This window comes from Streptomyces sp. NPDC044719 (assembly GCF_056433405.1).
On sequence record NZ_JBWKHE010000007.1, the window covers coordinates 335,835 to 357,887 of the forward strand.

A 22,053-nucleotide genomic window follows, 5' to 3' on the forward strand; every position below is an offset into this window, starting at 1 on the left:
ACGGATGGCGCAGCCGGGACCGTCGATGCAGGACCTGATACGGCAACGCACCCGGGCCGGCTTCGTCGGCCGGAGCGCCGAACGGGCCCTGTTCCGCGCGAACTTCGCCACCGCCCCGCACGACGAACGCCACCGTTTCCGTTTCCACGTGCACGGCAACGCGGGCGTCGGAAAGACCTTCCTGCTGCGGGAGCTGGAGCAGATCGCCCGTGAACAGGGCGCGCTGACCGCGTACGTGGACGACAGCGCCGGCAGCGTGCCGGAGGTGATGGCGGAGATCAGCCGGCAGTTCGCGGCCCAGGGGCGCAGGCTGAAGGAACTGAACCGCTTGCTCGCCGCCCACGAGGAGCGCCGCCACGAGGCGACCCTGGCCGCGCTCACCGCACTGGACGGGCAGGCGGAGGACACCGGCCCGTCGACGGGCGGGCGAGTGGTGGCCCGGGGCGGCATGATCGCGCTGGGGATGGTCCCGGTGGTCGGCCCCCTCGCGGGCATGCTCGACACGGAGCAGTTCGCGGGCGGAGTGGACCGGCTCCGGGAGAGCGTGATGGCCCGCTTCCGCAACCACGAGGACGTCCAGCTGGTCTTCGCCCCGGAGCAGGTGCTGACACCCGTGCTGCTGCGTGAACTCACGGACGCGGCGGCCTCGGCCCCCTGGATCGCCCTGTTCTTCGACACGTACGAGCGGACGGCCCCGTACCTGGACCACTGGCTGCACGAGACGATGACGACCGACCGCCACGGTGCCGCGCCCGCCACAGCCGTCGTGGTCACGGCGGGCCAGCGCCCCCTGGGCGCGACCCGCTGGGGCGGTGTGCGGGACTTCGTGGCGGACGTCCCGCTGGCCCCCTTCACCGAGGCCGAGGCCCGCGGCCTGCTGGCCGGCAAGGGGGTGACCGCCGAACCGGTCGTCGAGGAGGTACTGCGCCTCAGTGGCGGCCTCCCCGTCCTGGTCTCCACCCTCGCCGAGTCCCGCCCCACCGACGCGGGCGACGTCGGCGACCCGAGTGCCACGGCGGTCGACCGCTTCCTGAAGTGGGAGCAGGACCCGGCACGCCGGGCCGCCGCGCTGTCCTGCGCGCTGCCGAGGTGGCTGGACGCGGATGTGTTCCGGGCGGCCGCCGACTGCCCGGAGGAGGAACTGGCGCCTCTCTACGCGTGGTTGCGGGGCATGCCGTTCGTCGTCGAGCGAGGCGGGGGACGGCTGCGCTACCACGACGTCGTACGGGCGCCGATGCTGCGCGCGGAACGGCGACGGTCGCCACGCGGATGGGCCGAACGGCAGCGACGGCTGGCGCGGACGTTCCGGGAATGGCGGGAGGAGGCCGGCCGGGGGGTGGACGACCTCTGGGCGGACGACACCTGGCGGGACCTGCGCCAGGCCGAGTCGTACCACCTCCTCTGCGCGGGTGAGCGGGACGAACTGCCGCGGGCGCTGGGGGACTTCGTCCACGCCTGTGACGCCGGTGAGGTCATGGCCGTGCGCTGGGCACGTGTCCTGGTGGACGCCGGACAGGACGCCGACGTGGAGACGGTGGCCGAGTGGGGGACGAAGCTGACGGAGGCACTCGGCGCGCAGGGGATCGGCGCGGCGCTCGGCCTGCTCCTGAGCCGTGCGGTACTCGACGCGCCGGCCCAGGCCCGGGCACGGGTCGTCCGGGGCGACGAACTGCGTGGCGAGGGCCTTTACGCGGAGGCCCTCGCCGAGTACGACCGGGCCGTCGCCCTCGATCCCGGGCTCGCGGTCGCCTACCGCTACCGGGCCGGAGTCCGTGGGGACCTGGGCGACCACGACGCGGCGATCGCCGACCTGGACCGGGCCGTGACGCTGGAGCCGGACAATGCCTGGTACGTCGCCCTGCGCGGCGAACACCACCGCATCGCCCGGCACGACACGGAGGCGATCCGGGACCTGAGCGAAGCGATCCGCCTCGACCCGGCCAACCAGTTCGCCTGGGCATCCCGGGGCGCCACGCACGAACGCCGCGGGGACCTGGACGCCGCTCTCGCCGACCTGGGCCGGTCACTGGACCTCAAGCCGGACTACGCCTGGGCGCTCGCCCGCCGCGCCCGGGTGTGGCGGGCCCTGGGCGACTCCGGCCGCCAACTGGCCGACCTCGACCGCGCCCTCGCCCTGACCCCCGACTGGCCGTGGGCCCGCTGCGAACGCGGTGACGCGCTGCGTGCGGCCGGCCGTGACGAGGAGGCCGTCGCCGACCTCGACCACGCGCTCGCCCTCGACCCCGCCTACACCTCGGCGTACGCCAGCCGGGGCACGTCCTTGGCCAACCTGGGCCGCCATGACGATGCGTTGGCCGACCTGAACCGGGCGGTGGACCTCCGGCCGGGCTACGTCTGGGCGCTGTGCCGCCGAGCCGTGCTCCACGCGACCATGTCACGGCCCGAGAAGGCCCGGGCCGATGTGGAACGCGCACGCGAACTGGACCCCGGGGCACTGGAACGCCTCTCGGACACGGACCGTTCGCTGCTGGGCCCGTTCCTCGGCGGGTGACCGTCGCCCCCGTCTCGGTGGTGTACATGACTCCACCCCTGAGACGGAGGCCAGCCGGAGCGAGAATCACCACCCCTCCCCGTAGCGTCCTGGGCCATGAAGATCCCTGCCTTACTCCTGGCCCTTCTCACGGGCGTCGGTTTCACCGCCCCGACGGCCGCCGCCGCACCCCGGGACTGCGGCGCTCCTGTGGGACTGCGACACGCAGTGGACCAGCTCACCGGAAGACACCGACTCGCCGGAGCGGCGGTCGAAGTGGCCGACCCGAAGTGCGGCCGGTGGACCTACGCCGCCGGCCGGGCCGATCTGCGCACCGGGCGGCCGATGAGCGCCGAGGACCGTCTCCGCATCGGCAGCATCACCAAGACGTTCACGGCTGCCACGGTCCTTCCACTCGCGGACAGGGGACGCCTCTCTCTCGACGCGTCCGTGGAGCACTACCTGCCCGGACTTGTCCGGGGCAACGGCTACGACGGCCGCGACATCACCGTGCGGGAGCTTCTCCAGCACACCAGCGGACTGCCCGACCACAGCGACTCGCTGGCCGGTGCCGACATCGATTGGCTGCGCCACCACCGGTTCACGCCGGAGGAACTGGTGCAACGAGCACTGAAACTGCCGCCCCCCAAGGGCACATGGCACTACTCCACCACGAACTACATCCTCGCCGGCCTGGTCATCGAAAAGGTTACGGGCAACCCGGCGGAAGAGGAGATCTCACGACGGATCATCAAGCCGCTGAAACTGCGCGACACTTACTGGCCCGGCAACTCCGAGCACATCCGAGGCCGCCACTCCCGCAGCTACTTCACGACCGAGCGCAATGGAATGACCGAGCGCGTGGACGGCACCGAGTGGAACACCTCGGCGGGGGGTGTGGGCGGCGCACTGATCTCCACGCCCCGGGACGTGAACAGGTTCTTCGCTGCCCTGCTGAACGGCCGTCTGCTCTCCGGCGCCCGGCTGGCCGAGATGCGGAACACGGTGCCGGGCGACCCGGACCGACTGGGCCAGGACGGCCGCTACGGACTCGGCCTGATCACCTCACCCCTGTCCTGCGGAGGCCACTGGACCGGCCACACCGGCTCCGTACGGGGCGGCCACAACAACCTCGCTGCCGTCGCCCCCGACGGCCGTCAGGTGACCCTCGTCATCAACGAGGCCCCGACCACCGACGCGAGCACCACGGCCCTTATCGAAGCGGTCGACACGGCGCTCTGCGCCAAGCGTGCATCTGGCTGACCTCCTGCGCCAGATTGCCCCCTTGAAGCGGCGAAGCCGGTCAGTGCACGCGTTCCCCGCACTCCGCCGGAAGCAGGACGGCGCCGGACGGCAGTTCTCCCGGATGCCGTCCCGTCACCCGCAGGCATGCCTCGCCGGAGCCGTCCGCAGGCGGGTATTCGAGGGCAACGCCGTCCAGGACGGTGAACTCACCGGCGAGGTGCAGTTCCGCCACCTGCACGCCAGGTGGGAAACAGCCTGCCAAGGATCCGAAGACTGCCGTGTCCTTGCCGTCGTCGACGCACTCCCGGATCTCGAAGCGCCAGTGCTCGGCAGCATCGGCAAGCAGCGCCTTGCCCCTCTTGCCCAGCCCGACAAGGAGAACGGTGCGGGCACGCAGGTGCTGGGCGATGGCGCAGCAGATCGGGACCGCTGTGCCGTCGGGTGTCGTCACCCGCGTGTACCCGGCGTGGGGGTAGCACGACAGGGCCTCGTCGAGCAGCCCCAACGCGGTGTCCCTCGCCGCCGGGTGACCCTGCTGGACGATGTCCAGAAGCAGCGGCGCCGCGACCGCGGCCGCTGGGAACACCGCGGCACTGTGGCCGTGGACGATTCCGCCACCGCCGAGCAGCGAGCCGGCCTCGGCTGCCTGTACCAGGTTCGCCGCATCGGCCAGGGCGCGCAGACCATCGGCGACACGAGCCGGTTCGTACCAGCGGGGGTGGCCCGGTACGGCGCCCCAGTTCACGCCGTCGCGCGCATCTGTCCCAGGAACTCGGACCAGGCGTCTCCGGTGAATGCCAGTCGGGCGCCGTTCTTGTTCTTGGAGTCGCGGATGTGGATGGTGGGGGTGGATATGGCGACCTCGACGCAGTCCGGCCCGTCATTGCCGCTGTAGCTGCTCTTGACCCATGTCAGAGGGGTGGGCGTCATGTCTCTTCTCCCAGCACTTTTTCGATGAAGGTCAGCGACTCGCGGGGCGAGAGGGCCTGCGCCCGGATCATGCCATAGCGCATATCGAGGACCTGGACGTCCTTCGGATCGCTGATCACTCGGTCGTAGAGCTGGCTCTCCGTGTGCCCGAGTGCCTTGCCGTCCTGAAGCTTCAGCAGGCGGAACGAGCCCATCACGGACGCGTGGTCCTCCCGGTTCATGGGCATCACCTGGATCTCGACGTGCCGCAACCCAGCGATCTCCAACAGGTGTTCGAGCTGTCGGCGCAGCACCATTCTGCCTCCGAAGGGCCGCCGAAGTGTCATCTCTTCCTGGACAAAGGTGACCAGCGGCCGGGGTACCCGATCGAAGACGGCCTTCCGTGCCATACGCGCTGCCACGTGGCGCTCGATGTCGTCCTCCGCGTAGGCCGGCCGCCGCATCGCGTACAGAGCCTGGGCGTACTCGGGCGTCTGCAGCAGCCCGTGGATGTGCAGGGCTGCGTATGCGCCGAGTTCGACGGCCTGGTCCTCCAGCTTGGCCAGGTCCCGCACGGTCTTCGGATACCGAGCCTTCTCCACGTCCTCCTTCATCGCGGAGAGCTTGCCGCCCGCACCGAGCACCTCATCGGCCTTGTCGAGAAAGTCCGGCTTGGGAACGCGCCGCGCCCGCTCCACGGACGAGACCATCTCCTCCCCGTACCCGATGGCCGACCCCAGCTCCACCTGCTTCAGCCCGGCCGCCTCGCGCCACATCCTGATCTGCCGCCCGACCGTCCTGAGCACGGCCGCCGCTTCCTCGTCCTCCACGCCTTCCCCTCCTGACGTACCAGCCGTACGACCCCGCGAGGTGTCCGGACAGTCACGCTCCGTACCGGGGTCATGGCTGTTCAGATTAGGGACCGGACGACCACGCTGGGTGACATGAGCCAGAAATCCCTCGCGGAAATCACCACCCCCGTACGCCACTTCACGATCCAGCTGTCCGCCACCCGAAGAGGCGCTCGACTGGCTCGCCTGCTCACCGAACGCCAACTCGACGAGTGGGGTGAGCCCTACGAGGCTGCCGCGCAGGTGGTGGCGGAGCTGGCGTCCAACGCCGTACTGCACGGCCACGTCCGCGGCAGGGACTTCCGCCTCGGCCTCAAGCTGCACGCCGACCGCACGCTCCGCGTCGAGGTGACCGACGCGCGGGGCGACCGAGTCCCGCGAGTCCCGGACCCGGCGGCGGACGACGCGGAGGGCGGCCGTGGCCTGCGGATCGTCTCGGCGTACGCGGACCACTGGGGCGTGGCGGAGGCACCGGCCCACGCCAAGACGGTGTGGGCCGAACTGACCCTGAGATCTAGGGTGACTTGATGGACGTGGGGGCGGTCTTGATAGCGGTGGCCGGTGTGGCGGGAACGCTCGGGGGCGCGCTGCTCACTCAACGGGCCGCCGAGAAGGCCAAGCGGCGCGAGCTGGAGATGGCACAGGTCATCCAGGAGGTTCGCGAAGACCGCGAGCTGCGGCGCCGCTGCTACACGGAACTCCACCGCGACGCCCGCCAGTTCTGCACAGCACTCAGCCGACAGCTGTACGTCTTGCGGGACCGCACCCCCGGCGACGAGGACATCAAGTCCCTGGAGGCCGCCAAGGACACCTACCGCGACCGCTGGTCCGAGGCGCTGATGATCGCGCCGGATGCGGTGCTGACACCGGCCGGGGAGGTGAATCGAGCCCTGAACGCGGTCTACGGCCGGGTCAAACGCCTGGAGCAGGGGAACCCGCGACCCGGTGAATCCCTGCACGCGGCTGCTGTGGCGCAGCACGGCATCTGGTCTCTGATCGGCGTCGCGAGGGAAGCGATGCGGCGGGATCTGGACGTGACGGGCTCCGGGGTGCGACTGCGCTCATCCGACGACCCAGAAGCCGTCACCCGCGACTTCGAGGAGCCGGATCGCGGCCCCTCATGACCCGGCCGGTCCCGACGTCAAGAACCAAAGAACCGGGCAAAGAACCAACCCGCCCCCACCGCCCCCGCGGCTCACCCGCAGGGGTGAACATCGCCAACTCGGCTGGCGTGGAGGGCAGTCGATGGTGCAGCGTCAGCGCAGACAACCCCACAAACGCATACGGCCCCCGCCGGGACTGCCATCCCACTGCGAGGGCCTGATCACCTAGGAAGCGGAACCTTCCCGATGACTGACAAGAACCCTAGCGCGCCCGCACGCGCACAGTCCGGCACTTCCGGTGTCCAGCACGTGACGGAACGCCACGAGGACAACTTCACGGTGGTCGGCAACCACCTGGCCCAGCACCCGGACCTCTCACTCACCGCGATCGGCCTGGCCGTCCACATCCAGTCGCTGCCCGCCGGAACCCCGATCGGCATCAAGGCACTGACGGCCAAGTTCCAGGAGGGCGAGATCCGGATCGCCGCAGCCCTGCGGGAACTGGAGACCCACGGCTACCTCACGCGCGCCAGGGAGCGTCTTCAATCCGGCCGAGTCGTAACCCGCACGGTCTCGTACAACAAGCCCCGGCCGACGATCCTGGAGCACCGCCCGGCCTCCCCTCCGCCCCGGACGGAACCCCCGGCCGCGAAGCCCCACCGCACCGCCGCCGACCTCCTCACCGGTCTGCGCGCGGCCGACTCGCGCCTGCTGCTGAGCGAGCGCGACGTGCACCGCCTGGCCCCGCAGGTGTCGGCCTGGCTGGAGCGGGGCGTCCCCGCCACGGCGGTGGAACGGACCCTGACGTCTGGCCTGCCCCACGACCCGATCAAGCACCCGGCGGCCCTCCTCGCCCACCGCCTGACCACCCTCCTCCCACCGCCCCTCCCCACGGCACCGGCGCACGCCGAGTCGGCCCTCCGTCCGGACCCGTTCCAGACCTGCGACGGTTGCGAACGAGCCTTCCGAGCTCCTCACCCCGGCTCCTGCCGAGATTGCCGCAAGGCTGCTTAGGCGTGCCAAGGTCGAGTCATGTGACGTGCACCGTCTCAACGGTTCCCCAAGGCGTTCGCCGGTACCGTACGAGGAGCGAAGCACCAGCACCGGAGGTCACCGTGAGTGCTCAGAGCGACGGCCCGTACGGACCGCTGATCCCCATGCCTCAGCTGACCCCGGACGCGCTGCGTGATGCCGTCGCCCGGATCGCCCCGAGCCGGCTGCCCACGCTCACGCAGCACCTTTTCGAGGCCACGACCAACGCACAGCAGACCCAGAGTCTCGCCCCCCTGCGCGCCTTCGTGCACTCCTGGGCGGTCTTCGTCGCGATCGAACGGCACCCCGCGCGGGCCGAGCGGCTGCGGGAGCTGGAGCGGATCGTGGACGTCGGCGAAGAGGACCCCTCTGACGCCATCGCCGAGATCCGCGCCATCCGGGAGGCCGCAGAGGCAGAGGCAGGGCTGTGACTGACTGGTCCTGGGACTACAACCCGAGTGCCGAGTACGTGACGAACGGGCTGCCGCCCGGAGTGGTGGCGGAGGTCGAACGACTCGCAGTCGAGTTGGCAGCGCTGGGCCATGATTCCGTGAAGGTCGGTAGACCGTTCGATCGGGAGGCCGGGCTGCGCGAGTTCGATCTGCTCGGCGGGCGTGGCTTCATCAGTTTTCTGGCCGTACCACGCCACGAGTGTGTCTACGTCTGCAATGTGACCTGGTACGGCTGACATCGACTCGCCGTACCTCATGCAGCCCGCCCGAGTTCCTTCTCCAGCAGCGTGAAGGACTTGGGCCTCCCGCCCGGCTGCGGTTTGCCCTCCTTGTGGCCCACTATTCGGTAGCCCGCGTCGCGGTAGTACGCGGTGAGCTGGGCGTTGCCCGCCAGGCAGTCCAGGCGTACATGGGTCCGTCCGGTCGCGGCCACGCGATGTTCCGCCGTCTCCAGCAGCAGCCGCCCCGTCCCGGGCGCCGCGGCGCTCCGGTCCACCATGAGCCGGTGCACGTACCCGGCCACGGGCGGCTGCGGGCCCCACGCGGCCTCGTCCTCCCACCACAGTTCCCAGGCGCCGGCGACGCGCCCGTCGGTCTCGGCGAGCCAGACCTCGCCGTGGGTCATCACCCGGCGGAAGTGGGACTCGTCGAGCTCTCCCGGCTGCCACTGCCCGGTGACGCCCCGGGTCAGCATCCAGCGGGCCGCGTCGTCGCGGAGACGGACGAGGGTGGACAGATCGGCCTCGGTGGCCGGGCGGGCGTGTAGATCATTCACTCGGGGATCGTCGCACGCCTGTCCGATGTGTCGAGTGCTGAGAGCGACGGTCCGTAAGCCGCCCGTGAAGACGGTATTCCGCCCACTGAACCCACCGTCCCCGTTCGATTACAGTGCTGAGCTGTCGTACGTATGGACGGTCCCTGGGAGGTCAAGGTGGGTGCGACTGCCGGCGCCGTCTGGGGCCGTACGGAGCAGCAGGACTTCCGCAGCCGGGTGCGCGGGACGCTTCTCGGCGTGGCCGTGGGGGACGCGCTGGGCACGCCCGTGGACGGGCTGGGGATCGACGGGATCAGGGAGGCGCACGGGGCGGAGGGGCTGGTCGATCTGGCCCCCGCCTACGGCAGACGCGGTGCTGTCACGCACATCACGCAGCTCACCCTGTTCTCCGTGGACGGACTGATCCGGGCCCAGGTGCGGCGGGACACCGGAGCCTGGCACCCCCCGACCGATGTGCACCGCGCGTATCTGCGCTGGGCCGCCACCCAGCGGGACTGGGGACCCGACGAACGCCGCAAGGACGACGGCTGGCTCGCGCGGGAGGAGTGGCTGTACGCGCGGCGGGACCCCCACCGCTCCCTGCTGCTGGGGCTCGGCGACGAGATCATGGGCACCCCGGACACCCCCAAGAACCCCGGCGAGGCCGGGCCCGAGGCCGCCACCCGGTCCGCCCCGTTCGGGCTGCTCGTGGGATGGGAGCCGCAGCTGGTCGCGCAGCTCGCCGTCGAGTGCGCGGCGCAGACCCACGGACACCCCACCGCCTCGCTCGCGGCGGGCGCGTACGCCGTGATCGTGCATGCCCTCGCCCTCGGCGAGAGCCTCGACGGTGCCGTGCAGCGCGCCTTCGCGATGCTGGCCGCCCGGCCCGGGCACCAGCCCGTGTCGGACGCCCTGCAGCACGCGCTGGGCGCCGTACGGCAGGGAATGCCCGGCCCGGAGCGCGTGAGCGAGCTGTGCGGGGCCGGTACGGCGGAGAGCCTCGTCGGCGCCGCCGTGTACTGCGCCCTCGTCGCCGCCGACGTCCGGCACGGGCTGTGCCTCGCCGTCAACCACGACGGCCCGTCCGCCGCCACCGGCGCGCTGACCGGCGGCCTGCTCGGCGCCCTGCACGGCGAAACGGCCCTCCCCCCGGCCTGGCTGGCCGAGCTGGAGGGCCGTCCCACCGTCCTGGAGCTGGCCGACGACTTCGCCATGGAAATGACCCAGGGGCCCGCCCTGCACGGGCCCGGGGGATCGTCACCGGGGTGGCTCGCCCGCTATCCCCGCGCCTGACCCCGAGAGCGGGCTCACTCCCTCGTCGTCGTCCGTACCACCTCGTCCGCCGGTCCGGCCGGGGCCGGGACCGCCGCGGCCGCCGCCCCGTCCCCGTCCGTGTTGATCTTCTCGATCAGCGCCAGCCGCTCCGGGGTGTCCTCCGGCTTGATGAAGCCGATGAGGATGTAGAGGACCAGGGAAACCGCAAGCGGTATCGAGACCTGGTACTGCAGCGGGACGCCGCCCTCGACGTTCCAGTTGATCGGGTAGTTCACCAGCCAGAACGCGAGCAGGCCCATCGACCAGCTGACGAGCGCCGCCGTCGGTCCGGAGCGGCGGAACGCCCGCAGCAGACCCAGCATCATCGGGATGGCCATCGGTCCCATCAGACCGGCCACCCACTTGATGACGACCGTGATGATGTCCTTGAACGCGGGGGAGTTGACCTGGGTCGCCGCCGCCATGGACAGGCCGAGGAAGACGACCGTCGCGATCCGGGCGACCCGCAGTCCCTGCCCCTGGTTCCACGTCCGTGCCCTGGCCCAGATCACCGGCGCGCAGTCCCGGGTGAACACCGCGGCGATGGCGTTGGCGTCCGAGGAGCACATGGCCATCGTGTGCGAGAAGAAGCCGACGATGACCAGGCCCAGCAGGCCGTGCGGGAGGAGCTGTTCGGTCATCAGGGCGTAGGAGTCGGAGCCGTCCGGCTTCTGCGACTCGACCAGCAGCGGCGACATCCACATCGGGAAGAACAGCACCAGCGGCCAGACCAGCCACAGGATCGCCGAGAGCCGCGCCGACCGCTCGGCCTCCTTGGCGTTCGGCGTGGCCATGTAGCGCTGGGCCTGGTTGAGCATGCCGCCGTTGTACTCGAAGAGCTTGATGAAGAGGAACGCGAGCAGGAAGACCGTGCCGTACTCGCCGACCAGCGGCTTCTCGTGGCCCTGGAGTTCGGGCGAGTCCCAGACGCCGAAGAAGCCGCCGTGGTCGTCGAGCCGTACGAACACCGCCACGAACATGGCGATGCCCGCCAGCAACTGGATGATGAACTGGCCGAGTTCGGTCAGCGCGTCCGCCCACAGGCCGCCGATCGTGCAGTAGATCGCCGTGATGCAGCCGGTGATGAGGATGCCCTGGTTCAGGGAGATGCCCGTGAAGACCGACAGCAGCGTCGCGATCGCCGCCCACTTCGCGCCCACGTCCACGATCTTCAGCAGCATGCCGGACCAGGCCAGGGCCTGCTGGGTCTTCAGGTCGTAACGGTTCTTCAGGTACTCCAGCGGGGAGGCCACATGCAGGCGCGAGCGCAGGCGGTTGATGCGCGGCGCGAACAGCTTCGACCCGATGGCGATGCCGAGGGCGATCGGGAAGGACCAGGTGACGAAGGAGGTGACGCCGTAGGTGTAGGCGATGCCCGCGTACCCGGTGAACATCACCGCGCTGTAGCCCGACATGTGGTGGGAGATGCCGGAGAGCCACCACGGCATCTTGCCGCCGGCGGTGAAGAAGTCGCTGACGTTGTCCACGCGTTTGTGCGACCAGACGCCGATCGCGACCATCACGGCGAAATAGCCTAAAAGCACGGCCCAGTCGAGACCGTTCATGTGCGCCCTCCCAGGGGTCGGCCCGGCGCTCATCGTGGGCGCTGCTGCGTGAACACGACAAGTGACGGTCAGGTCAAGGAGGGGTAAAAATGTTCGGCATGATGGCCTTGGTTCACCTACATGAACTCATTGCATCAATTCCCCTGCGTTGACCAGCAATGACTGTCCGGTGATCGACCGGGCACGGTCCGACGCCAGGAACACCGCCGCGTCGGCCACATCCGAGTCCGCCGCCAGCTCGGGCAGCGCCATCCGCCCGGTCAGCCGCTCCAGGACCGTCGCCTCGGACACGCCCTCCGTCTGTGCCGTGAACCGCACGTACGCCTGCACCGGCGGCCCCCACATCCAGCCCGGCAGCACGGTGTTGACCCGGATCCGGTACGGCCCCAGCTCCCGCGCCAGCGAGTACATCGCGCTGGTCAGCGCCCCCTTCGAGGCCGCGTACGCCGCCTGCCGCACCTGGGACGGAGCCGCCACCGCCGACTGCGTCCCGACGAACACGACGGAACCGCCGCCGCCCTTCTTCAGCGCCGGCAGACAGGCCCGGGTCATCCGCAGCGTGCCCAGCAGGTTCACGTCCAGCACCGCACGCCAGGTCTCGAAGTCCGCGTCCTCCACACCGCCGAAGTAGCTGTCCAGCGCGGCCACATGCACCACCGCGTCGATCCGCCCGAACCGCTCCGCCGCCAGCCCCGCCAGCGCCTCGCACTGCGCCTCGTCGGCGATGTCGGTCGCCCGGTACGCCGTGCGCGCCCCGTCCGGATCGAGCTCGGCGGCCGTCTTCGCCAGGTTCGCCTCCGTCCGGGCGCCGAGCACGGCCCGCCCGCCGTCCCGCACGACGGCCGCCGCGACCTGCCGTCCAAGACCGGCCCCGACCCCCGACACCACGACCGTCTTCCCCGCGAGCAATGACATGGCAGGACCTCCCCGAAGCCGGACCGGACCCCTGGCGCTTTATCTGACGGAACGTCAGAGTATGGGCCTGTCACCGACGAAGGGGAAGGGCATGAGCGAGAACACCCGCAGCGAGCTGTACGCCGAACTGGCCGCCGTCGGCCCCTACGGCACCCACCCCGGCCACGCCCTGATCACCATGGTCGAACCGCACCCGGGCCACGAGTACGCCTACAACCGCTGGTACGAGGACGACCACTACTACGCCGGCGCGATGGCCATGCCCTGGATGTACGCGGGCCGCCGCTGGGTGGCGACCCGGGACCTGCAACTCCTGCGCTACCCCGAGAAGTCGGCGATCGCCCAGCCCGTCACCACGGGCTGCTACCTCTCCACGTACTGGATCACCGCCGGCCGCTACGACGACCACATGCGCTGGACGGTCGCCATCAACAAGCGCCTCAACCGCGACGGCCGCGTCTACCAGGACCGCACCCATGTCCTCACCGCGTTCCAGGACCACGAGGCGACCGTGTACCGGGACGGCGCGGCGGGCCCGAGGGACCAGCACGCCCTCGACCACCCCTACGCCGGCCTGGTCCTCCAGGTCGTCGAGGCCGACACCCCCGAGCAACGCTCCGAACTCCTGGAGTGGCTGCGCTCGCGCCACCTTCCCAAGCGCCTGGCGGGCTCCCCGGCGGCCATGGTGACGGCCTTCCGCCCGACCCCGCTCCCCGGCGACCGCATGACCTACGTCAAGCAGGTCGAGGGCGTCGACACCCGCCTGACCCTCCTGTGGTTCCTCCAGACGGACCCGAGGGAATGCTGGGAGGCCCACTTCACGGGCCTCGACGCGGCGGTGGCGGAGTCGGGACTCGGCAGGCTGGAACTGCTGGCACCGTTCATCCCCACGGTGCCGGGCACGGACACCTACGTGGACCGGCTCCGCTGAGAAATCAGCCGGTCAGCGCAGCTCCTGCGGGCAGGGAAGCCCCCGGGGGAACTGGTACGGCGCCGCCAGCCGGTACGTCCCCGCCTTCGGTGCGAGCAGCTCCGTCCAGCGCACGCCCTGCTCGTCCTCCTCCGTGTCCATCAGGCAGCCGTTGACGTTGACGTACGTCTTCGGCTCGTCCTCGGGACGGTTCCTGGACTCCTCCGTCTCCCGCGGCGGCTTCAGGCTCTTGCCCTCGGAGTCGACGACGCTCAGCCACGGCGTGTACGGGATACGGACCAGGATCCGGCCCGGCTTCTTCACCCGGAGCACCATCTCGCCCTGCTCGGCCCGCTCGACGACCGTGTTCGGCTCGGCCAGCGGGGTGGGGTCGGTGACCTTGAACAGCTGCCAGTTGGCGTCGCCCCAGACCTGGGTCAGATACGGCAGCCCGCGCTGCACCAGCGCCCGTTCCCGCACCCCGCCGTCGCCGTCCGGCTCGCCCTTGGGCAGCACGACGTAGTGCACCGCCCAGCGCTGCAGCCACTCGCGGAAATTCGCCGAGTTGAGCGTGTCGTCGTAGAAGAGGGGGTTGCGCTCCATGTCGGCCTGGCGGTTCCAGCCGCGGGCCAGGTTGACGTAGGGGGCCAGGGCGGAAGCCTCGCGGTGGGAGCGGGCGGGGACGACCTCGACCCGGCCCTTCTCGGCGCCGACCTCCTGCAACTCGTTGAGCAGCGGCGCCAGCTCGCGTGACCAGGACGCCGCCGGGGCGGTGTGCACGATGTCGTCGACCGTCTTGAAGCCGATCCACACGGTGAAGCCGGCCAGCGCGACCACGGCCGCGTACCACCTGCGGCCGCGCGGCACCGTGTACGGCAGCGCGGCCACCAGCGCGACCCCGGCGAACAGCATCGCGAGACGCGTGATGTTGGACCCGATCTGGGAGCTGATCAGCCACACCAGCACCACGCCCAGACCGTACACCGCCGCCGTCAGCCGGACCGTCTTCCAGTCCTTCGGCACCAGGAAGTAGGCGCAGGCCGAGAACGCGACCGGCAGGATCACCGAGCCGAATATCATCGGCTGCGTCCCCGAGAACGGGAACAGCAGCGCCGACACCGCCACCACCGCAGTCGGCGCCAGCCCCAGCGCCCACGCGCCCGGCCGCCGCTTCTGCAGGAACAGCGCGACCGCCACCAGGCCCACGAACAGACCCGCGACCGGCGACGCCATGGTGGCCAGCGCGGCCAGCGGCGCCGCGCCCAGGGCCTTCGCCCAGCGCTTGTAACGCCACCTGTACGGCCAGCAGAACACGACGGCGACCGCGCCGAGCGCGAACATCATGCCGAGACCGAACGTCACCCGCCCGGACACCGCGTTGCAGAACAGCCCGAACACGCCCGCAAGCGACGCCCACAGGGGGTTGCGGACGGACCTGCTGCGCAGCAGGAGCAGCGTCAGCAGCCCGGCCGACACCGTCCCCGCGATCATCATCGTCGTCCGCACGCCGAGCACCGACATCAGATACGGCGACACGACGCTGTACGACACCGGGTGCATCCCGCCGTACCAGGCGAGGTTGTACGCCGAGTCAGGGTGCCGGCCGACGAACTCGGCCCACGCGTCCTGCGCGGCGAGGTCACCGCCGCTGTTCGCGAACGTGAAGAACCAGACGACGTGGAGCACTCCGGCGAGGCCGGTGACGGACAGGACGGGGTGGCGCAGCATGCGCTCACGCAGCGTCAGTACGGCGGTCCGCAGCCGGGTGTCGCGCTCACGGCCGGTCGTGCCGTCAGCGTCCCGCTCGTCGGTCTCCCGCGTCGTGGGCATGCCTATTCGCGGGCCGGATCCCGGGCCCGGATCGGCGTTCTCGGTGCGTGTCGGCTCCGCAGTGGCCACTGAAAGGCACTCCCCGTGTCCCGTCTTCTGTTCTCAGCTTCTGCTTCCCGGCCGCGTACCGTTCACCCTCGGTTCGCGGCCGCGCCGCCGCGGACGGCGACCTGCCCCGATTCGGGACGCTAGCACGCACCCCGCCGAGCGGAGCCCGGACGGGCCGCCGTCGGCGGGGTGCGGTGGTGCGGTCGGGTGTCCCGGCTCAGCCGATGCGCGTGAGCTTGTCGGCGAAGCCCGGCTCCACGAGGTCCTTCTGGAGGGCGACGGGAACCTTGACCGCGCTGGTGCTGCCGTCACCGACGGTGAGCGTGCCCACCTTCTGGCCTGCCTTGGCCGTGTGCGGCAGCTCGTCCGCGGCGAACGTCAGCTTGACGGACAGGCCCGCCCAGCCGACGGCCGTGACGTCCTCGGTGACGGCGACCGGAGTACGGCCGCCGAGACCGTCGTCGGCGTACCCGACGATGTCGCCCTTCTTCAGGATCGTCGCCGACTCCAGCGCGCCCTGCGCGGCCCGGATCAGCCGGTCGCCCTCGTGCAGCGCGGCGCCCAGGATCGTGTTGTCCGGACCGCCGGCCGGCTGGCGCACCACGGCGCCGATGACCCGGTGGGTCTCGCCGTCGACGTCCTTCTTCGCCGCGAAGACGAGGTTGCCGAGCGCCGAGGTGGTGGTGCCGGTCTTGATGCCGGTGACGTCGTTGGAGCCGACCAGACGGTTCCAGTTGTCGTGCTTGACGCCCTTGTAGTCGACGTACGACATCATCGCCGCGACCTCGCGGAAGGCGGGCTGCTCCATGGCGGCCCGGGCGAGCTTCACCTGGTCCACGGCGGTGGACACGGTGGTGTTGTTCAGGCCCGAGGGGTCGGTGTACGTCGAGTTCTTCATGCCGAGGTCCTTGGCGGCGTCGTTCATCTTCTGCACGAACGCCTTCTCGGACCCCGCGTCCCAGCGGGCCAGCAGTCGCGCCACGTTGTTCGCGGACGCGATCAGGATGCTCTCCAGAGCCTCCCGCTGGGTGATCTTGTCGCCCTTCGTCACATTGACGGTGGACTCCTGGCCGGCGTCGGACTGGTCCTCGGCGGCCTGGTCGATCTCGATCTTCGGCCCGTCCTCACCGCTCTTCAGCGGGTGCTCGCGCAGGATCAGATAGGCGGTCATGACCTTGGCGACGCTCGCGATCGGCACGGGCTTCTGCTCGCCGGACGAGCCGAACGTCCCGATGCCCTGCACGTCCAGCGCGGCCTGGCCGTCCGCCGGCCAGGGGATGTCGACCTTGCTGCCCTCGAAGGTGTAGCTGTCCTTCGCGGTGAGCTCGAGCGTGGGCGTCGGCAGCGGGCGCACGCTCTGCACGACCGCGAAGACGATCACGAGCAGCAGCGCCAGCGGCGTCCAGATCTTCACCCGCCGTACGGCCGTCCGCAGCGGGGTGTCCGGGGGCGGCGGGGTGTTCGTCAGCTCGGCCAGCATGTCGAGCGGCGGCCGCGGCGGCAACGGCTGCTGCGTGGTCCGCTCGGGGCTGACGGTGGGGACGGGGGCGGTGGCTTCGGCGGGGGCCGGGGCGGGCGCGGCCGGCTTCTTCGTCGCCGGGTCGTCCAGCTGCTTGAGCGCGACGAACTTACTGGTCCGCTCGGCGTCCTTCTCGGGGGCGTCCTTGCCCTTGGCCGCGCCCCCGATCTTCAACATCGTGGTCGGCTGATCGACCGCCGGCCGCGGCGCCTTGAAGACGGCGGTGGGCTGATCGACAACAGGCTCGGCGGGGCTGTCGCCGTCGCCCGGCTCCTGATCCTTCTCCGAATCCTTACCGGTGCCTTCGCCTTCGCCTTCGCCTTCGCCTTCGCTTTCGGCGTCGTCGGCCTTCGCCGCGCCTTCGGCCTTGTCGGCCTTCGCTGCGGCTTCGTCGTCGTCAGTGGTGCGCGGGTCCTTGGGCGTGGCGGTCTTGTCGTCGGTGTCAGTCGCGTCGTCGGCCTTGTCGGCCTTCGCCGCGGCTTCGTCGTCGTCGGTGGTGCGCGGGTCCTTGGGCTCGGCGGCCTTGTCGTCGCTGTCAGCCGTGTCTTCGGTCGCGCGCGGGTCCTTGGGCTTGGCCGTCTCGTCGTCGGTGTCCGCCGCGCTGTCGGCCTTCGTGGTGCCGTCGGCGTCACTCGCCGTCCCGTCGGACTCCTCGGCCTCGTCGGGCTCCGTGTCGGCCCCGGGCGCGATGGTGTCCGGCTCGCTGTCGGTGTCGGCCTCGGGGGCGTCCGTGTCCGTGTCGCCGGTGCTGGAGGAACGGTCCGCCTCGGGCTCGGCGTCCTCGGCGTCCTCGTCCCGGCTCGCCTCGGCGTCCTCGGACGCCTCCTCCGCGGCTTCCAGGTCCCCAGGGGCGTCCGCAGACCCGTCCGGGCCCTCGTCCGCGCTCTCAGCGGCCTCCTGGCCGTCCCGGGCGTCCGCGTCGGCCTTCGCGGGCTCGTCCGCGCTCTCGGCGTCGTGGTCGTCCGTCTCGGCCTCCGCGGGCTCGTCCGCGCTCTCGGCGTTCCGGGCGTCCGCGTCGGCCTCGGCAAGCTCGTCCGAGCTCTCGGCCTCCTGGTCGTCCGTCTCGGCCTCCGTGGCCTTCGCGGGCTCGGCAGTGCTCTCGGCGGCCTCCCGGTCGTCCCCGGAGTCCTTCCCGGCGCTCTCAGCGCGCTCGTCCCGATCCTCGGCGGCGACGGGCTCCTTGTCCTCGTCCGCGTCCGCCGACGCGACCCACGCGGCCACCGCGTCCCGCAGCCGCCCGTCACTGCCCGCGGTGTCGTCACCCCGACCGGAGCCGACGTCCCCGTCGGCGTCCCCGTCCTCCGCGGACGCCTCCGCGGGCTCCTGGGACTCATCACCCGCCGCGCCCTCCTCGGCGTCAGGCGTCGCGTCCGTGGGCTGCTTGGGATCGGCGGCCTCGGGCGGCGTGTCCGTCGGCTCGTCCGAGGTGCGTACGGAGAACACGCGGGTCGCCGTATCGACGCCACCGCGTGCGGAGGACTTCTCCGCGTCCCGGGCCACCGCGAGGCGCGGATCACGCGCTTCGCCGGACGCCTCGCTCCTGGCTTCCGGAACCGGACTCGCGCTCCCCGACGTCTTTCGTTCCGACGACTCGCGCTTCTTCGACCTGTCGGGGGACTCGCCCGCCACCGATGCCTCCTCCTCGCGCCGCACTCCCCGCGTACGCGTAACGAACCGTGAACCGCCGCCGTGACACCGCTCCCCGGCGCTGTCCGAACCATGTACCAGTGTCCTGTGTACGGGTCGAACCGAACCGGTAGACGAGAACGACATACCTACTGGTTCCACTACGAACCGGTCACGCACCCTCGACAGACCAATGTGAGAGGGGTCACCCTGTCTTTCATCCACGCGGGGAGGCATGGATGGGCAGGAGCCGCAGAACACTTCCGGAGGAGCTTCTGCTGCTGGCATTGGACCCGACCACGGGTACCACTGCACAGCCGCAGTCGCTCGACCTCGGTCTGGCCGGAGCACAGCTAGTAGAGCTGGCGCTGGCCGGACGGATAGCCCCAGACGGGGATCGTATCGCCGTGGTGGCACCACGGCCGACTGGAGATCCAACACTGGACTGCGCATTGGAGTTGCTGCGAAGGCGTGGCGCTCCCGTGCGGGCCGTCCACTGGATTGGCGGGCCGCGTCTCGGGCTGCGCCAGACCTACCTCTCGCATCTGGAGCGGTGCGGCATGGTGCATGCCGTGGCCGGCCAGATGTGCGGAGTGCTGCCGACGACTCGCTACCAGGCGACGGACACCGAAATCAGCCGGGAGATCAGGGCCAGGCTGGATTCCGCGATCCGCACCGGCGTACCGCCGGACCCGCGGACCGCCGCGCTCGCCGCCCTGGCACACGCGGTCGGCCTCGGCAAGCACCTGTACCCGGGGAACGAGGGACGCTCGTCCCGGTCCCGGCTGCGGGACCTGATCAGGCACGACCCCATGGGCGGTCTCGTCGCGCACGCCGTGATGGACGTCCAGAACGGCGCGGCCGCGCAGCCGCGCCGCAACCCGGCACCGCCCGGCCGCCAGGCCGCCGGCGGAGCCAGGTCCGCAGCGGAACCCGCCCGCGGTGTTCCGATGCAGCCGCACCGCGGAAGCATGGCCCGCGTCCCGGCCCACTGAGCCGCGCCGCACCACCGGCACGACGCCACACCACAGTCACGCCGCCGCACCCACGACCCGGTCACGGGAGCCGCTGTCCGAGCGGGGCGGGGAGAGCACACACTCTCCCCGCCCCGCTCGGCGTGCCTGTCCGAACTGGCGTGTACCCGTCGCATATCCACCGTTTCCCAGCGGTAGTAAGCACCTTGGTGGCAGTCTGCTCAACAGCAGATACGCAAAGTAGAGGCACGCAGCCGGAGGTGCACGTCCCGTGGCGTCCAATGTCAATCCCACCGTCAGGCGGCGCCGGCTGGGCCAGGAGCTCCGCAGGCTCCGCGAGCTCAAGGGCATGACGGCCGAAGAGGTCGCCGAGCGGCTGCTGGTGTCGCAGTCGAAGATCAGCAGGCTGGAGAACGGCCGGCGCAGCATCAGCCAGCGTGACGTGCGCGATCTGTGCGGGGTCTACGAGGTCGAGGACCAGCGCATCGTCGACTCGCTGATGCAGATGGCCAAGGACTCGCGGCAGCAGGGCTGGTGGCACGCCTTCGGAGACATCCCCTACAGCGTCTACATCGGCCTGGAGACGGACGCCGAGTCGCTCAGAGTCTACGAACCCCAGATCATCACCGGCCTGTTGCAGACGCGTGCGTACGCCGAGGCCATCATCCGGGGCGGCTCGCCCGAGGCGTCGGAGGCCGACAACGACAAGCGCGTCGAGGTCCGGCTGCGCCGCCAGGGCCGTATCACCGCCGAGACGGACCCGCTGCGGCTCTGGGTGGTCCTGGACGAGGCGTCCCTGCACCGGATCGTCGGGAGCCGCCCGGTGATGCGCGAACAACTTGAGCACCTCGTCGAGATGTCCCAGCTGCCCCACATCACCGTGCAGGTCCTGCCGTTCGAGGTCGGGGCGCACGCCGGCATCAACGGCCAGTACTCGATCCTGGAGTTCGCCGACGCGGCCGACTCGAGCGTGGTCTACATCGAGGGCGTCACCAGCGACCTGTACCTGGAGAAGCCGCTGGACGTGCAGAAGTACACGGTGATGTACGAGCATCTGCGCGCCCAGTCGCTGAACGTGGACCAGTCGCGGCAGCTCATCGAGCGGGTGGCGAAGGAGTACGCGCGCGGCTGACTCGGGGAGAAGTGACCTTCCATCGGGCAAAGCGCGGGATGCTACACCCCTGACACGCCTGACTGGAAGTCTCCCCTGGAATATGCCATCCAGTCGAGTGAATGGCTGCTCCGAACGAGGATGTTGGCGAGTAGCGTCGATCACGCCAACCACCAGCACGGGTTGGCGTAAACGCAACTGGCTACGGAGCGAACATGGCAATTCGTCTGGGCGCCACGGAAACGTGGACGACGTCCTCCTACACCAACAACAACGGCGCGTGCGTGATGGTCAGGTCGACCGTCGAAGCGGCCCTGGAGCTCGGCGACACCAAGATCCCCGAAGGCCCCAAGCTGGCGTTTCCCGCCGACGCGTGGAACGCCTTCGTGACCTCGGTCAAGGCCTGACCTCGCGCTCGACAACCGCACAAGCACCACCGACAGAGCCCTCTCGACCAGCATCGCCGTCCTTGCCGAGAGGGCTCCGCTCGTGCCCGGCTCCGAAGAGGGCTCAGCTCACCGGGACACCGGATCCCCGGCCCCCGCCGCCCCCCAGTCGGCGAAGTACACCTCCCGGCACGGGCCCGCCTGCTCCAGACCCTCCCGGGCGATCCACTCCTCCACGGCCTCGAAGGCCGCCATGATCTGCGGATGGGCCACCTGCGCCTTGGTGATCCGGGTGTAGGCCAGCCGCTGGGCGGGGTCCACCCGCACCTTCGTCCCCCAGGCCCGGCCGTGCTTCTCGGCCCACGCCCGGGCCGCCGCCTCGTCGGCCACGGGCACACAGGCCTCGGCAGGCCCGTCGCTCTCCATCGACACCTCGGAGTGGTAGACGACGAACGGCGCCGCAGCGATGCCGCCGCACTCCCGTGCCGCCGACTCCAGCCGGCCCAGTGACGACCCGATCCAGGTGGGCAGCTCGCCCGCCAGCACATGCCGGGTCTCGGTGATCACCACCTGCCCGGGCACCTCCACCGTCTCGACCGCGAACTTCTCGTACATCTCGGAGCTCCTCCCCGACAGTCGTCCACGGAGGTACTCGGCGAGCGTCCGCTGCCCCGCGACCCGTGCCTCGACGTCCGCCCAGTACGCGCCGAGCAGAGCGGCCGCCGTGGGCCCGTCATCCGCCGCGACCACCTCGGCGATCCGGGCGAGCGGCATGTCCAGCTGCCGCAGCATCGCCACGAGCCGGGCCCGTTCGACCTGGCCGGCACGGTAGTAGCGGTAGCCGGTCGCCTCGTCGACATGCGCCGGGGCGAGCAGCCCCAGCCGGTCGTACAGCCGCAGGGCCTTGGCCGAGAGCCGGGCGCGCGCGGCGAACGACCCGATGGTGAGCAGCTCCCGGTCCGGTACGTCCACCACGGCATCCTCCGTCACCGGGCGGCTCTTCCGCCCGGTGACGAGG

The 22,053-nt window shown here is 70.7% G+C and carries 21 protein-coding genes; 12 read left to right on the forward strand and 9 right to left on the reverse strand.

Features of this window, described 5'->3' with window-relative positions; translation table 11 throughout:
• Positions 1 to 4 precede the first annotated feature (4 nt).
• Positions 5 to 2,512: a tetratricopeptide repeat protein gene (locus AC07DF_RS28205; RefSeq protein ID WP_478977178.1), complete on the forward strand. Its 2,508-nt coding sequence runs from the start codon at positions 5 to 7 to the stop codon at positions 2,510 to 2,512.
• A gap of 96 nt (positions 2,513 to 2,608) precedes the next feature.
• Positions 2,609 to 3,754: a serine hydrolase domain-containing protein gene (locus tag AC07DF_RS28210; protein ID WP_478977181.1), complete on the forward strand. Its 1,146-nt coding sequence runs from the start codon at positions 2,609 to 2,611 to the stop codon at positions 3,752 to 3,754.
• A 40-nt stretch (positions 3,755 to 3,794) separates the two neighbouring features.
• On the opposite strand, the gene AC07DF_RS28215 is transcribed toward AC07DF_RS28210, so the two are convergent.
• Genes AC07DF_RS28215 through AC07DF_RS28225 form a run of 3 tightly spaced genes read right to left on the reverse strand, consistent with a single transcriptional unit; the run spans position 3,795 to position 5,475 of the window.
• Positions 3,795 to 4,481 carry a hypothetical protein gene (locus tag AC07DF_RS28215; RefSeq protein WP_478977184.1) on the reverse strand — a complete coding sequence of 229 codons (687 nt, stop codon included), beginning with the start codon at positions 4,479 to 4,481 and terminating at the stop codon, positions 3,795 to 3,797.
• Entirely contained in the window at positions 4,478 to 4,666 is a 189-nt protein-coding gene (locus AC07DF_RS28220; RefSeq protein ID WP_478977187.1) for a DUF397 domain-containing protein, read from the reverse strand. Before AC07DF_RS28220 ends, AC07DF_RS28215 begins: the two co-directional genes overlap by 4 nt.
• Positions 4,663 to 5,475: a helix-turn-helix domain-containing protein gene (locus AC07DF_RS28225; RefSeq protein WP_478977190.1), complete on the reverse strand. Its 813-nt coding sequence runs from the start codon at positions 5,473 to 5,475 to the stop codon at positions 4,663 to 4,665. Before AC07DF_RS28225 ends, AC07DF_RS28220 begins: the two co-directional genes overlap by 4 nt.
• Before the next feature lie 114 nt (positions 5,476 to 5,589).
• On the opposite strand from AC07DF_RS28225, the gene AC07DF_RS28230 reads away from it, so the two are divergent.
• The 5 genes from AC07DF_RS28230 to AC07DF_RS28250 all read left to right on the forward strand — a co-directional run bounded on the left by AC07DF_RS28230 (position 5,590) and on the right by AC07DF_RS28250 (position 8,319).
• On the forward strand, positions 5,590 to 6,024 hold the full coding sequence (locus tag AC07DF_RS28230) for an ATP-binding protein (RefSeq protein ID WP_478977193.1): 435 nt from the start codon (positions 5,590 to 5,592) through the stop codon (positions 6,022 to 6,024).
• Complete coding sequence (locus AC07DF_RS28235) at positions 6,024 to 6,620, forward strand: hypothetical protein (RefSeq protein ID WP_478977196.1); 597 nt, start codon at positions 6,024 to 6,026, stop codon at positions 6,618 to 6,620. Before AC07DF_RS28230 ends, AC07DF_RS28235 begins: the two co-directional genes overlap by 1 nt.
• Before the next feature lie 225 nt (positions 6,621 to 6,845).
• Complete coding sequence (locus tag AC07DF_RS28240; RefSeq protein ID WP_478977199.1) at positions 6,846 to 7,613, forward strand: helix-turn-helix domain-containing protein; 768 nt, start codon at positions 6,846 to 6,848, stop codon at positions 7,611 to 7,613.
• Positions 7,614 to 7,714: 101 nt separating this feature from the next.
• Positions 7,715 to 8,062 carry a hypothetical protein gene (locus AC07DF_RS28245; RefSeq protein ID WP_478977202.1) on the forward strand — a complete coding sequence of 116 codons (348 nt, stop codon included), beginning with the start codon at positions 7,715 to 7,717 and terminating at the stop codon, positions 8,060 to 8,062.
• On the forward strand, positions 8,059 to 8,319 hold the full coding sequence (locus tag AC07DF_RS28250) for a hypothetical protein (RefSeq protein ID WP_478977205.1): 261 nt from the start codon (positions 8,059 to 8,061) through the stop codon (positions 8,317 to 8,319). The genes AC07DF_RS28245 and AC07DF_RS28250 overlap by 4 nt, the downstream gene beginning before the upstream one ends.
• A gap of 17 nt (positions 8,320 to 8,336) precedes the next feature.
• Here AC07DF_RS28250 and AC07DF_RS28255 read toward each other — a convergent pair whose 3' ends face one another.
• Positions 8,337 to 8,858, reverse strand: coding sequence for an N-acetyltransferase family protein (locus AC07DF_RS28255; RefSeq protein WP_478977208.1), 522 nt, complete (start codon positions 8,856 to 8,858; stop codon positions 8,337 to 8,339).
• A 156-nt stretch (positions 8,859 to 9,014) separates the two neighbouring features.
• Here AC07DF_RS28255 and AC07DF_RS28260 point away from each other — a divergent pair, with 156 nt between their 5' ends.
• Positions 9,015 to 10,130: an ADP-ribosylglycohydrolase family protein gene (locus AC07DF_RS28260; RefSeq protein WP_478977211.1), complete on the forward strand. Its 1,116-nt coding sequence runs from the start codon at positions 9,015 to 9,017 to the stop codon at positions 10,128 to 10,130.
• 14 nt (positions 10,131 to 10,144) lie between these two features.
• Here the strand turns inward: AC07DF_RS28260 and AC07DF_RS28265 are convergent, their stop codons facing one another.
• Both AC07DF_RS28265 and AC07DF_RS28270 read right to left on the reverse strand, forming a co-directional pair.
• Positions 10,145 to 11,716, reverse strand: coding sequence for a sodium:solute symporter family protein (locus tag AC07DF_RS28265; protein ID WP_478977214.1), 1,572 nt, complete (start codon positions 11,714 to 11,716; stop codon positions 10,145 to 10,147).
• Between the two features lie 126 nt (positions 11,717 to 11,842).
• Positions 11,843 to 12,631, reverse strand: a complete 789-nt coding sequence (locus AC07DF_RS28270) for an SDR family oxidoreductase (protein WP_478977217.1) — start codon at positions 12,629 to 12,631, stop codon at positions 11,843 to 11,845.
• Between the two features lie 91 nt (positions 12,632 to 12,722).
• On the opposite strand from AC07DF_RS28270, the gene AC07DF_RS28275 reads away from it, so the two are divergent.
• A complete protein-coding gene (locus AC07DF_RS28275; protein ID WP_478977220.1) occupies positions 12,723 to 13,562 on the forward strand; it encodes a hypothetical protein in 840 nt (279 codons plus the stop codon).
• 12 nt (positions 13,563 to 13,574) lie between these two features.
• Here the strand turns inward: AC07DF_RS28275 and AC07DF_RS28280 are convergent, their stop codons facing one another.
• Both AC07DF_RS28280 and AC07DF_RS28285 read right to left on the reverse strand, forming a co-directional pair.
• Positions 13,575 to 15,440 (reverse strand): MFS transporter, encoded by a 1,866-nt coding sequence (locus tag AC07DF_RS28280; RefSeq protein WP_478977223.1) that lies wholly within the window; start codon positions 15,438 to 15,440, stop codon positions 13,575 to 13,577.
• A gap of 196 nt (positions 15,441 to 15,636) precedes the next feature.
• Positions 15,637 to 18,567 (reverse strand): D-alanyl-D-alanine carboxypeptidase family protein, encoded by a 2,931-nt coding sequence (locus AC07DF_RS28285; RefSeq protein ID WP_478977226.1) that lies wholly within the window; start codon positions 18,565 to 18,567, stop codon positions 15,637 to 15,639.
• Positions 18,568 to 18,803: 236 nt separating this feature from the next.
• Here AC07DF_RS28285 and AC07DF_RS28290 point away from each other — a divergent pair, with 236 nt between their 5' ends.
• The 3 genes from AC07DF_RS28290 to AC07DF_RS28300 all read left to right on the forward strand — a co-directional run bounded on the left by AC07DF_RS28290 (position 18,804) and on the right by AC07DF_RS28300 (position 21,056).
• A complete protein-coding gene (locus AC07DF_RS28290; protein WP_382495481.1) occupies positions 18,804 to 19,559 on the forward strand; it encodes a GOLPH3/VPS74 family protein in 756 nt (251 codons plus the stop codon).
• A gap of 250 nt (positions 19,560 to 19,809) precedes the next feature.
• Positions 19,810 to 20,670, forward strand: coding sequence for a helix-turn-helix domain-containing protein (locus tag AC07DF_RS28295; RefSeq protein ID WP_478977230.1), 861 nt, complete (start codon positions 19,810 to 19,812; stop codon positions 20,668 to 20,670).
• 194 nt (positions 20,671 to 20,864) lie between these two features.
• Positions 20,865 to 21,056: a DUF397 domain-containing protein gene (locus tag AC07DF_RS28300; RefSeq protein WP_382495485.1), complete on the forward strand. Its 192-nt coding sequence runs from the start codon at positions 20,865 to 20,867 to the stop codon at positions 21,054 to 21,056.
• A 108-nt stretch (positions 21,057 to 21,164) separates the two neighbouring features.
• On the opposite strand, the gene AC07DF_RS28305 is transcribed toward AC07DF_RS28300, so the two are convergent.
• Positions 21,165 to 22,025, reverse strand: coding sequence for a MerR family transcriptional regulator (locus AC07DF_RS28305; RefSeq protein WP_478977234.1), 861 nt, complete (start codon positions 22,023 to 22,025; stop codon positions 21,165 to 21,167).
• Positions 22,026 to 22,053: the final 28 nt, after the last annotated feature.